This window comes from Sphingomonas sp. IC4-52 (assembly GCF_020707225.1).
Taxonomy (GTDB): Bacteria; Pseudomonadota; Alphaproteobacteria; order Sphingomonadales; family Sphingomonadaceae; genus Sphingomonas.
Genome location: NZ_JAJFEU010000012.1, coordinates 1 through 11582, shown reverse-complemented (window position 1 = coordinate 11582; position 11582 = coordinate 1). Strand labels below are relative to the sequence as shown.

11 protein-coding genes are annotated in these 11582 nt (G+C 66.7%); 7 read left to right on the top strand and 4 right to left on the bottom strand.

Going from position 1 to position 11582, the window contains the following annotated elements:
• From LK535_RS16570 to LK535_RS16560, 3 genes are all read right to left on the bottom strand, one after another.
• The coding region (locus LK535_RS16570) for a M56 family metallopeptidase (protein WP_227773037.1) at positions 1-1152 on the bottom strand (1152 nt) is incomplete at its 3' end.
• The gene (locus LK535_RS16565) at positions 1149-1517 is read right to left on the bottom strand and encodes a BlaI/MecI/CopY family transcriptional regulator (protein WP_227773036.1); all 369 of its coding nucleotides are present in this window, start codon (positions 1515-1517) and stop codon (positions 1149-1151) included. The genes LK535_RS16570 and LK535_RS16565, both read right to left, overlap by 4 nt.
• A gap of 81 nt (positions 1518-1598) precedes the next feature.
• Positions 1599-3908 carry an FtsK/SpoIIIE family DNA translocase gene (locus tag LK535_RS16560; protein WP_227773035.1) on the bottom strand — a complete coding sequence of 770 codons (2310 nt, stop codon included), beginning with the start codon at positions 3906-3908 and terminating at the stop codon, positions 1599-1601.
• Positions 3909-4137: 229 nt separating this feature from the next.
• Between LK535_RS16560 and LK535_RS16555 the strand changes: the two genes are divergently transcribed.
• The 7 genes from LK535_RS16555 to LK535_RS16525 all read left to right on the top strand — a co-directional run bounded on the left by LK535_RS16555 (position 4138) and on the right by LK535_RS16525 (position 10502).
• Complete coding sequence (locus LK535_RS16555; RefSeq protein ID WP_227773034.1) at positions 4138-4746, top strand: ribonuclease HII; 609 nt, start codon at positions 4138-4140, stop codon at positions 4744-4746.
• A 177-nt stretch (positions 4747-4923) separates the two neighbouring features.
• The gene (locus LK535_RS16550) at positions 4924-6063 is read left to right on the top strand and encodes a site-specific DNA-methyltransferase (RefSeq protein ID WP_321576580.1); all 1140 of its coding nucleotides are present in this window, start codon (positions 4924-4926) and stop codon (positions 6061-6063) included.
• A 129-nt stretch (positions 6064-6192) separates the two neighbouring features.
• The gene (gene folP / locus LK535_RS16545) at positions 6193-7239 is read left to right on the top strand and encodes a dihydropteroate synthase (RefSeq protein ID WP_227773033.1); all 1047 of its coding nucleotides are present in this window, start codon (positions 6193-6195) and stop codon (positions 7237-7239) included.
• Positions 7240-7335: 96 nt separating this feature from the next.
• Complete coding sequence (locus LK535_RS16540) at positions 7336-8055, top strand: NRDE family protein (RefSeq protein ID WP_321576579.1); 720 nt, start codon at positions 7336-7338, stop codon at positions 8053-8055.
• 158 nt (positions 8056-8213) lie between these two features.
• A complete protein-coding gene (locus LK535_RS16535) occupies positions 8214-8789 on the top strand; it encodes an alpha/beta hydrolase (RefSeq protein ID WP_227773032.1) in 576 nt (191 codons plus the stop codon).
• 169 nt (positions 8790-8958) lie between these two features.
• Positions 8959-9435: a 5-(carboxyamino)imidazole ribonucleotide mutase gene (purE, locus tag LK535_RS16530; protein ID WP_227773031.1), complete on the top strand. Its 477-nt coding sequence runs from the start codon at positions 8959-8961 to the stop codon at positions 9433-9435.
• Entirely contained in the window at positions 9432-10502 is a 1071-nt protein-coding gene (locus LK535_RS16525) for a 5-(carboxyamino)imidazole ribonucleotide synthase (RefSeq protein ID WP_227773030.1), read from the top strand. Before purE ends, LK535_RS16525 begins: the two co-directional genes overlap by 4 nt.
• Positions 10503-11229: 727 nt before the next feature.
• Here the strand turns inward: LK535_RS16525 and LK535_RS16520 are convergent.
• The coding region (locus tag LK535_RS16520; RefSeq protein WP_227773029.1) for an OmpA family protein at positions 11230-11582 on the bottom strand (353 nt) is incomplete at its 5' end.

Here is an 11582-nt window from a genome sequence, read left to right as displayed (position 1 = left end):
GGGCTGCGCCGGTCGGGCGGGCTCGGGGGGCAGCGGCGGCTCCGGCACGGGATTGGCAGCGATCCAGCTGCGCGCAGCCTCACCATGCAACACGGTACGCTTCCCATCGCGCTCCACCACGACGCGCACGTCGTGGGCGGCTGGTGCCATGGCGGGTGCAACGACGGGGAGCGCCGCCTTTGCTGCGGTCTCGACGCTGGCACGCACTCGCTCTGCCGCCTGTGTGCCCGATGCGGTGAGGCCAAGCGCGCCAGCGCCGGTGGCGAACACCGCCGCCAAGCCAACCAGCGTACGGGGACGCGACATCCGGTTCATGCCGAGCATGCGCAGGCGCCCTTTCAGGTCATCGACGGTGTGCAGGTGGCAGGCCGCAGCAATCGCGCCGCCATGCGCCGCCTTCACGATCGCGCAGGCATAGGCATGGCGCGCGCTGACACCCAGCTGCGCCAGAACCCGCGCATCGTTCGCCATTTCCTGATCGGCACGGAAAGCGCGAAAGGCATACCAGGCAAGCGGATTGAACCAGTGCAGCGCCAGCACAGCCAGCGCGAACCAATTGGCGACCAGATCGCCGCGTGCATGGTGACCAAGCTCATGCGCGAGCGCCAGCCGCTGCTCATCGGCATCGTAGCGGGCGGCAAAGTCGCGCGGGAAGGCAACGAAGCGGCGAAGCACACCAAAGGCGAGCGGGCCGGTCGCCGCCGCGCTTTCGATGATGGTGACGCCGTCGACCCGGTCAACGACGCCCGCGCCCAACAACAAACGCCGACGAAAGCGGTAATAGGCAAGCATGTGCCAGCCGATGAACGCCGCCGCACCCAGAGCCCATAGCGCGGCAAGGGAAGAACCGAGCGACAGGAACGAGGGTGCGGCAGCGTCGCCGGCCGCCGGAACGATCAGCACCGTCACCTGCTGGCCGACCTGAGTGATGGGGGCAGTGAGCGCAGCGGAGATCGGTGCCGCCACCTGATCCCGAACGGTTTCGGGGAGCGGCGGCAACACCAGCCGAAGCAGCGGCAGCGACCACAAGGCATAGGCCACCGGCGCGCCAAAGCTGCGCCGCACCGGCCCGCGCACCAGCAATACCAGCGCGATCAGGAGAGCGGAGGCGGCGAGCGCCTCGACCATCCACGAGACGCCCGCGCCGCTCATTGTTTCAGCGCTTTCAGCAGCGTTTCGATTTCCGCAATGTCTTGCGCGGAAAGCTCGTCACGCTCGGCGAGATGCGCCACGAGCGGCGTCAGCTTCCCGCCGAACAGGCGATCGATCAGTCGCCGCGATTCACCGGCAACATAATCGCCGCGTTCCACCGCGGGGCGATAAAGGTAGCGGCGGCCATCCTCCTCATGGGTGATGGCATTTTTGGCGAGCAGTCGGCCGAGCAGCGTCTTGACCGTGTTGGTGCTCCAGCCGCGTTCGGGATCGACCCGTTCGGCCACATCCTGGGCGGTGAGCGGACTATCGTCCCACAACACCTCCATCACCGCATGTTCGGCATCGCTGATCCGTTCGGCCACGACTCGACTCTCCTGCAACTACAGATGTGGTCGCACTGTTTACGGTCGTAGTCAATAAGGGCAGATCCGATCCGGTGCGGCTCAGACCGGATGCCCCTCCGTATCGCGCAGCACCTCGCGCCGGCCGACGTGATCGGGGCGGCTGACGATGCCGTCCTTCTCCATCCGCTCGATCAGGCGCGCGGCCGAATTGTAGCCGATGCGCAGCTGACGCTGCAGCCAGGAGGTCGAGGCCTTCTGGCTTTCGCACACCAGCTGGATCGCGGCGCGATATTGCTGGTCCTCGGCCGAATCCTCGCCGGTCGGTGCGCCCTCGATCTCGAAGCTCTGCTCCGGCTCCTCGGTGACGGAGGAGATGTAATCAGGCGTGCCCTGCGAGCGCCAGTGATCGGTGACGGTCTGCACTTCCTCGTCGCTGACGAACGGGCCGTGGACGCGCACGATGCCCTTGCCGCCGGGCATGTAGAGCATGTCGCCCTTGCCTAAGAGCTGCTCGGCGCCCTGTTCACCCAGGATGGTGCGCGAATCGATCTTCGACGTGACGTGGAAGCTGATGCGCGTCGGCAGGTTCGCCTTGATGACGCCGGTGATGACGTCGACCGAGGGGCGCTGAGTCGCCATGATGAGGTGGATGCCGGCGGCGCGCGCCTTTTGCGCCAGGCGCTGGATCAGGAATTCGACCTCCTTGCCCGCCGTCATCATCAGGTCGGCAAGCTCGTCGACGATCACGACGATCTGCGGCAGCACCTGATAGTCGAGCTGTTCCTCCTCATAGACCGGGCGGCCATTCTCGTCCCAGCCGGACTGGACCTTGCGCCCCAATGGCGCGCCCTTGGCCTTTGCCGCGCGGACCTTTTCGTTGAAGCCGCCGAGGCTGCGCACGCCGAGCGAAGACATCTGGCGATAGCGATCCTCCATCTGCTCCACCGCCCATTTCAGCGCGCGGACCGCCTTCGCCGGATCGGTGACGACGGGTGAGAGAAGATGCGGAATGTCGTCATACATCGACAGTTCGAGCATCTTGGGATCGATCATGATCATGCGGCACTGATCGGGGGTGAGCCGATAGAGCAGCGACAGGATCATCGCGTTAAGGCCGACCGACTTGCCCGAGCCGGTGGTGCCGGCAACCAGCAGGTGCGGCATCGGCGCGAGATCGGCGATGACTGGATCGCCGGCGATGTTCTTGCCCAGGATGACGGGAAGCTGCGCGTTCTGATCCTCGAACGCCTGACTTCCGATCAGCTCGTGGAGCGACACCGTCTCCCGCTTCGGATTGGGCAATTCGATGCCGATCACGGTGCGGCCCGGGATGGTGGCGACACGGGCGGAAATCGCGCTCATGTTGCGCGCGATGTCGTCGGCCAGGCTGATGACGCGGGTCGCCTTGATGCCCGGCGCGGGCTCCAGTTCGTACATCGTCACGACCGGGCCGGGGCGCACTTCGACGATCGCGCCTTTCACGTTGAAATCGTCGAGCACGGTTTCGAGCAGGCGCGCGTTGCGTTCCAGCGCGGTCTTGTCGATCTGCGCATTCTGCGACGGCGGCGCCGGCGTCAGCATGTCGAGTGTCGGCAGTTCGTAATCGTCGCGCAGTGCGAGCTTCGTCTGGCGTGGTTCCTTGGCCCCGCTTCCCGTCGCCGGCGGCGCCGTACGATCGTTGATGACCGGCGCGGGGCGATTGTCTGGCTCGGCAACGGCACGCGGCGGCACCGGCTTGCGCCGCAGGTCGACAGCGCCATCCTCGTCCGCGCCGTCCCATTGATCGTCGGCTCCAGCGGCAACGATGCGCGGCTTGCGACGCGGGATCCACCCGCGCGGCAGATCCACCTCCAGGCTGCGCCCCCACACAATCGCGCCGGCAAGCCCGGTGATCACGCCGAGCGCCACGATGCTCCACCACGTGACCAGCGGATTGTTCGCGAAGGCCAGCGCCCAGCGCGCCGCCGCGACACCGCCGAGCCCGATCCCACCGCCCCAGCCGAACGGCAGCGCGAGAACCGCGTCGTCGGACACGCAGGCGAGTGCCACCGCCATCAGCGAAACGCCGATCACGGCCTGACGCAGCATCCGCTTCCACGCGCCAGCCGGCTGATCCCGCCACAGCCGCAGGCCGATCACCGGACCGATCGGCAGCAACAGCGCCACGGCCGGCCCGAAAATGGTCAGCGCGAAATCCGCGAACCAAGCACCGGGCACGCCAAGCAAATTGCCCGTCACCCCCGCAGATGCCGTATTCAGCGAGCCATCACCGGGTCGATAGCTGGCGAGCGCCAGGGCCATCAGGACGGTGGCGATGAACAGCACGATGGCGGTCGCAAGCGCGCCGCTGCGCACTGCCCCCGCCTTTACTGTCTCGCGCCACAAGGACGTTTGCGCCCTGCTCGCCATGCCTACAACGCCCCCGAAAATGTCGTGAAATCAGCGCCGCGATAATCTGCCCCGGCGAGTCCGGCGTCAAGCGGCGCGCCCGAACCGCCCGCGGTTCGCCCCGCAACTGTGACGGCAAGGGCACGCCCTGCCGACGAGGCGCCCCCCGCACCGCGACGGCCCACATTTTTCCCAAGCGACACAACTTGCTAAAGGAATTGCCCACCACCTGAAGGCGCTGCCCCCTCCCATGCCCGGACTGAAGCACGAACGAATGTATCTCGCGCCTGTCGTTGGCGTGGACGAGGCGGGGCGCGGGCCGCTCGCCGGTCCCGTCGTCGCCGCCGCCGTGATCCTGCCCGAACGAGGCACACCGCGGGGTATCGACGATTCGAAGAAGCTGCCCGCCGCGGAACGTGCACGGCTTTGCGCGCGAATCACCGATTGCGCCGTGGTCGGTGTCGGCATCGTGGAAGCGGACGAGATCGACACGCTCAACATCTATTGGGCGACCATGAAGGCGATGACGCTGGCGGTTGATCGGGTTGCTGCCGTGCTTGGCTGCGCGCCGGGGCATGTGCTGGTCGACGGAAACCGGCTGCCGCGCTGGGGCTATGCAGCAACCCCGATCGTTGGCGGCGATGCACAGAGCCGGTCGATTGCCGCGGCATCCATCGTCGCCAAGCACACCCGCGACACCATCATGCTCGCGCATCACGAATCATATCCGCACTACGGCTGGGATTCGAACAAGGGCTATGGCTGCCCTGCGCACCGGCGCGCGCTGGCCGAACGTGGCCCCTCCCCGCTCCACCGCCGCAGCTTCGCGCCGGTCGCACAGACAGTTCTTCCGTTCTGAGTCTTTTGCGCCACACCCCACCCGTTGAGTCGTCTGGCCCTGCCAGACTCAATATCTGGGATGGTGCGCAAAATGTTCCGCTCTGCCAACGAAATGGCCCGTTCCGGCTTTAGTTACTGAACCCTTGACGACGAGTCCGCCGCGCGACGACGGTCGCGTGCGAGAAGGGGGAAACGCATGAGTGTCATTGAGAAAACGCGTGTGCGTCGCACCCGGGCCGCGGCGCCTGAGGAAGGCGTGGCGCTGCCGCTGGACGAGATCCTGATGGGGGATTGCATCGCGCACATGCGCGCGCTGCCGGCGAAGTCGATCGACATGATCTTCGCCGATCCGCCCTATAATCTGCAGCTCGGGGGTGAGCTGTTTCGTCCGGACGGCAGCCATGTGGATGCAGTGACGGACGATTGGGACAAATTCGACACCTTCGCCGCTTATGACGCGTTCACTCGCGCATGGCTGGCTGAGGCGCACCGGATCCTTAAGGATGACGGCACGATCTGGGTGATCGGCAGCTATCACAACATCTTCCGCGTAGGCGCGGCGGTGCAGGATCTGGGCTATTGGATCCTGAACGACATTGTCTGGCGCAAGAACAATCCGATGCCGAATTTCCGCGGCACCCGGTTCACCAACGCACATGAAACGCTGATCTGGGCATCCAAGGGCGAGAAGGCGAAATACACCTTCAACTATCGCTCGATGAAGACGCTGAACGACGAAATCCAGATGCGCTCGGATTGGGAATTCCCGATCTGTGGCGGCCAGGAGCGGCTGAAGGGCGCGGACGGGCACAAGGTCCATCCGACCCAGAAACCGGAAGCTTTGCTGTACCGGATCCTACTGGCCTGCACGAAGCCGGGCGACGTGGTGCTTGACCCGTTCTTCGGGACGGGAACGACGGGCGCCGTTGCCAAGCGGCTTGGCCGCCGCTGGATCGGGATCGAACGCGAGAACGTCTATATCGACGCTGCGCGTTCGCGAATCGCGGATGCGCTGCCGCTGGACGAATCGGCGCTCACCACCATGCAGAGCCCGCGTCAGCAGCCGAAGGTCGCGTTCGGCGTTCTGGTCGAAAACGCTTATCTGCCGGCCGGCAGCGTAGTGATGGATGCCAAGCGCCGGTTCCGCGCCACCGTTCGGGCCGACGGCAGCCTTGCAAGCGATTGCGGCGCCATTGGCTCGATCCACAAGCTGGGCGCCACGTTGCAGGGCGCCCCGGCGTGCAACGGCTGGAGCTTCTGGCATTACGAGGCGGACGGCACGCTGAAGCCGATCGACGCGATCCGGCAGACCTACCTCCTCGCAACGCAGATCTGATCGCCGCCCGGCTGTTCCAGGAACAGCCGGGCGCCCGTCCTGGTGCTCGGGGCGCCGGGCCGGAACCGCCGCTTGCTCCACCGCGGCGGCTGCTTCACAGCCTCATGGTCCTATACCTGAGAGCCCGCCATGCATCTTCGCCCGATCCACTTCGTCGATGCGCCATTCGCTTACGCCGATGGCGCGGTCAGCCGACTGGCCGGCGGCATGCAATGGTTCGCCGCTTATGAAGTGAGCGAGGGCGGCGCCAAGCGCATCGTCCCGCTTACCGAACTCGCCAACCTTGGCCCGCGTGCGGCGCAGCTTCACCAACGCATCACCGCACCACGCCCGCCCCTGGTGCTGGGCGCACGGACGCTCCGGTTCGATCAACCGGTCGTCGCCGGCATTCTCAACATGACGCCCGACAGCTTCTCGGACGGCGGCGTTCACCGCGAGGATCCCGCGGTAGCGACATCGGCCGGCATGGCGATGGCGGGCGCGGGCGCCGGAATGATCGACGTCGGTGGCGAATCGACCCGCCCGGGCGCGGCGCCCGTGTGGGAACAGGACGAAGCCGACCGGGTCGTGCCGGTGATCGAGCGGCTTGCCGCCGCAGGCGCCCTGGTGTCCATCGACACCCGCAAGGCCCTGGTCATGGAGCGGGCGCTCGCCGCGGGCGCGGCCATCGTCAACGATGTGTCGGCGCTGTTGTGGGACAAGCGCGCGCTTGACGTCGTGGTTGGAGCCAGCTGCCCGGTGATCATCATGCACTCGCCCGATCCCGAGAAGGGCGGGCATGGCAGCGGCGGCTATCGCGATGTGGTGACCGATGTCTTTGACTGGCTGGAAGCGCGGATCGACGCCCTGACCGCGGCAGGGCTGGATCGCGGCAAGATCATCGTCGATCCCGGCATTGGCTTCGGCAAGTCGCTGCAGGACAATCTCGCATTGCTCAACGACCTCGCCATCTTTCACGGGCTTGGATGCCCGATCATGCTGGGCGCCAGCCGCAAGCGCCTGATCGGTGCGCTCTCCAACGAAGCGCCAGTAGGGGAGCGCCTGGGCGGATCCGTGGCGCTCGCGCTCAAGGGCGCCGCGGCCGGCGTGCAGTTGCTCCGGGTGCATGATGTGGCCGAGACGGTTCAGGCACTGCGGGTATGGCGTGGGATGCGTGATCGCGCACTCGTCGGCTGATACGCTCGCCCCCTGCCGTGCCTGCGCCCTTCGCCGGCAAACGAGCTTCGCGATCGCGCCTTCACCGGGCTAAGGACGCCTGATGACCCTTCCGCAATGTCAATCCCGCTGATGTGTGTTGTTGCGCTCGCCTGGGCGGCCAGCCCGCGCTGGCAACTCGTGGTCGCCGCGAACCGCGATGAATTCCATGCCCGCCCCTCGGCTCCAATTGCGCGATGGGAAGATGCGCCACATGTGCTCGGCGGGCGCGATCTTGTTTCGGGCGGGGGCTGGTTGGGCGTGTCTGAGCAGGGTCGCTTTGCCGTGGTCACCAATGTTGCCGGCTTTCCGCGCGGCGACGCATCACCCTCCCGGGGCGCCCTCGTGGCGGATTACCTGCGCGACGGCGTGCTCCCGGCGGACGTGAGCCTCGGCCGCTTCGGCGGGTTCAGCCTGATGACGATTGGCGACCAGGCGGAATTCCGCACCAACCGTCCCATCCTCGTGCATCAGCCGCTCGCATCCGGGCTCCACGGCATCTCCAATGGGCCGCTCGATCCGCCTTGGCCGCGTACACGTACGTTGACGCAAGCGCTTGGCGAGTGGCTGGCGCGGGGCCGCGCACCCGAGGAGTTGCTCGACCTTCTCGCTGACGAAGAGCCGACAACTTCGGGGGAGCGGCCAGTGTTCATCCGCGACAGCGTGTACGGGACGCGGTGCAGCACGGTATTGGCGATTGCCGCTGACGGCTCAGGTTTGATGGTCGAGCGTCGGTTCGGCCCATCCGGAACGCCGGAAGGAGAGACTCGGCTGGCGTTCCGCTGGCCAAACGCCTGATCGCCACCGCCGCGCAACACGCGCGAACGCCGGCCCTCCTGCCTGAGCCACGCCGTGCCCGGCTGGCGGCGAGCCCCTAGGGGTAAACCGACGAGCCCATTGCCGCATGATAAGCGTTGATGGCATGATCCGTCGCGAAAGACTCGGAGAAGGGCGCCATGTCGATTGCCACGGCCACAATGCCGGACCGTTTCTCGATCATCACCATTGCCGCTCCCGGGGTCGAATCGCCGGCATGGAACGCGCGACTGCGCTGGCCCAGCCAGGGCGACGAGCATGTCGTGCTGGATGGCGGTGAACGACGCAGCATCTGGGCAGCGCAACTGGATGCTGCGGTGATGCGGGCAGATCGGGCTGTGGTGCTTGTGGCGGAGGGGATCGGCTGCCACGCCGCGTCTTGGTGGGCACGCTTGTCGCCCGCCAACTATGTTTCCCGGGTTGCCGGCGCGCTCCTGTTCGATCCGCCCCCGACGCAGGGGCGCGACCGGGATGCGTTTGCGTCCCCCGCCATCGCGCTGCCGTTCCCGTCGCTGGTGCTTGCCGAGGATCTGCCGAGCGCCACTGGCCCGGCGATCGAAAGCTGGGGCAGCCGCCTGATCGATGGCCACCGGCGGCGTGAGGGCGACCTGCGCCCGTGGCGGAGCGCGCAGCGACTGATCGAGCGAGTGACCAACCGCGTGATCGAGCGGGATGTCGCCCGCATCCTCGCCCTGAACCCGAACGCCCGGCGCTGATTTTCACCCGACCGGGTTGAACGAAGCGTCGCACGCGGCGTCATCGTCGGCATGGCCTGTCACGAGGCGACACGCCGGCCAAAGCGTCGGCAGCAACGGGCCAGCAATCTCGCTGCCGCAGCGGCAGCTTCCTGTTGCCCTCCGTATTCTCCCTCGCTAACCGCCAGAAATGGCGCACGTCGGCATCATCATGGGCTCGACCTCCGACTGGGAGACAATGCGGCACGCTGCCGAGACGCTGGATGCGCTCGGCGTGCCCCATGAAACGCGGGTCGTATCCGCGCATCGCACCCCCCAACGCTTGTATGACTATGCCACTCATGCCGCCGACCGCGGCCTGAAGGTGATCATCGCCGGTGCCGGCGGCGCGGCGCACTTGCCGGGCATGGCCGCCGCGATGACGCATCTGCCCGTTCTTGGCGTGCCGGTGGAATCAAAGGCGCTGAAGGGGATGGATAGCCTGCTGTCGATCGTTCAGATGCCCGGCGGCATTCCCGTAGGGACGCTCGCCATCGGCAAGGCCGGCGCGATCAACGCCGGCCTCCTTGCCGCAGCGATCCTTGCCGTCAGCGACGACGCCCTTGCCGGGCGGCTGAAGCAATGGCGCGCGGCCCAGACTGACAGTGTTGCGGAGCTCCCCCAATGAAGGCCCTGCCACCCGGATCGACGATCGGCATTCTGGGGGGCGGACAGCTCGGGCGGATGATCGCGTCTGCCGCGGCGCAGCTGGGTTACCGCACCCATGTTCTGGCGCCGGATCGGGAGAGCGTGGCGGCGCAGACCGCCTCCGCGCTGACCCGCGCCGATTATCATAACCGGGTGGTGCTGGCCGACTTCGCCGCTCAGTGCGACGTGATCACCTACGAGTTCGAGAATATCGCTGCCGAGCCGGTGGAGTGGCTCGCCGAGCGCGTGCCGGTCCACCCGTCGCCTGCCAGCCTGCGGGTTGCTCAGGATCGGTTGGCGGAAAAGGCGTTCGTTGCTGGCTTGGGCGGCACCCCAGCACGCTGGGCCGCCGTTCCGACCCGCGACGCACTCGATGAAGCCATCCGGACGATTGGCACGCCGGCGGTGCTGAAGACCACCCGCATGGGCTATGACGGCAAGGGCCAGGCGCGCCTTTCCTCGCCCGCCGACGCCGATCAGGCGTGGGAAGCGGTAGGCGGCGCAGCGGTGCTGGAAGCCTTTGTGACCTTCAGCCACGAGTTCTCGATCGTTCTGGTGCGTGCGGCTGATGGCTCGATGGTCAGCTATCCGCCACCCTGGAATGAGCATGCCGATGGCATCCTCGCACGCTCGACGGTTCCTGCCCCGGCGCCGATCGCTGCGCACTGGACCGAAGCGGCGGCACTGACCGGCCGCATCGCGGACGCGCTGAACCATGTCGGCGTGCTGACATGCGAGTTCTTCGCCACCGAAGATGGCCCCGTCTTCAACGAGATGGCGCCGCGCGTCCACAACTCCGGCCATTGGACGATGGAAGGCGCGGTCACGTCGCAGTTCGAAAACCACGTCCGCGCGATCTGCGGCTTGCCGCTCGGGGACACGGCACTCACTGGCGCCGTCGTGACGATGGACAATCTGATCGGTCACGACGTCGATCGATGGGCGGAACTGCTCGCGGAACCCGGCGCCCATGTCCACCTCTACGGAAAGCGTGAAGTTCGCGCCGGGCGCAAGATGGGCCATGTGACGCGGATTACCCGGGCCTAATCGGCCTGCTTCCGGCCGATTTGCTAGGCAACACGCACCTTTGCCGGTGCAGCCGCGTCTGGGCGACGCCGATCGATCGCCCGCCCGACATGCCAGCAGGTCGCCAACAAGCGTCGCTCTGACTTCACTAGACGCGCGCGGTAAGCAGCCCTGAGCCCACCGGCACGAACGCGACTGCGACAGGACGACCAACTCGCCCATCGCAGCGGCAACCCTCGCGTCCTTCAGGGAAGCGTATCGGACTGCGCTCAAGATCCGCACGCACTGGGGAAGCACACAGAAGCCGCGCCGGCGCCCTGCCAGCACGACATCTCACTGCCGTCGAGGCATAGCCGGTAGATCAAAGGCCTGATCTCAAGCTCGCAGCGAAGGCGGCAGGTGAGCCGCGGTCCGATGAGCCGAAAGAGCGCCATGGATCGGGACCAGCGCCCGATACAATCGCTCGCCACGATCAGGCGCGGCCAGCGGCTGGGAAAAGCTGCGCCAGGCTCCCGAGACCAGGAACGCGCTCGGTGTTTCACATGAACGATAGGTGGTGCGCCCGGTAGCCCCCGCGGGAACATCGAGCATCCTCACGACAATGCCTCGTGAGCGCACGGGACGGGGAACCAGCAGGTCTATCACGCCACCCCCGCGGCGCGCCGCCAGCGTCTCTCGCATTGCCCATAAACAAAGAGGGGCCGGAAAAATCCGACCCCTCCCAGTTCGTCCGATAAGACGAAAGGTATTACATGCCCGAACCCGGACCGTAGGTGACCTCCACGCGACGGTTCTGAACCTCGCGGACACCGTCGGCCGTGTCGACACGCGGACGGCTTTCGCCGAACGCTTCGGTCGAGATCACGTTGTCCGGGATCGCCTTCGAGGTCAGGTACGCCTTGACCGCGTCGGCACGGCGCTGCGACAGGCCGACGTTGTACGAAGCGGCACCCGAACGGTCGGCGTGGCCGGCCAGCATGACCTGCGCGTTGCCGCACGACTGGTACTGCGTCACCGCGTTGTCGAGGATCGACGCTGCTTCCGGCGTGATGTCCGACTTGTCCCACTCGAAGAAGACAATGAACGGACCCGGCGAGCAGA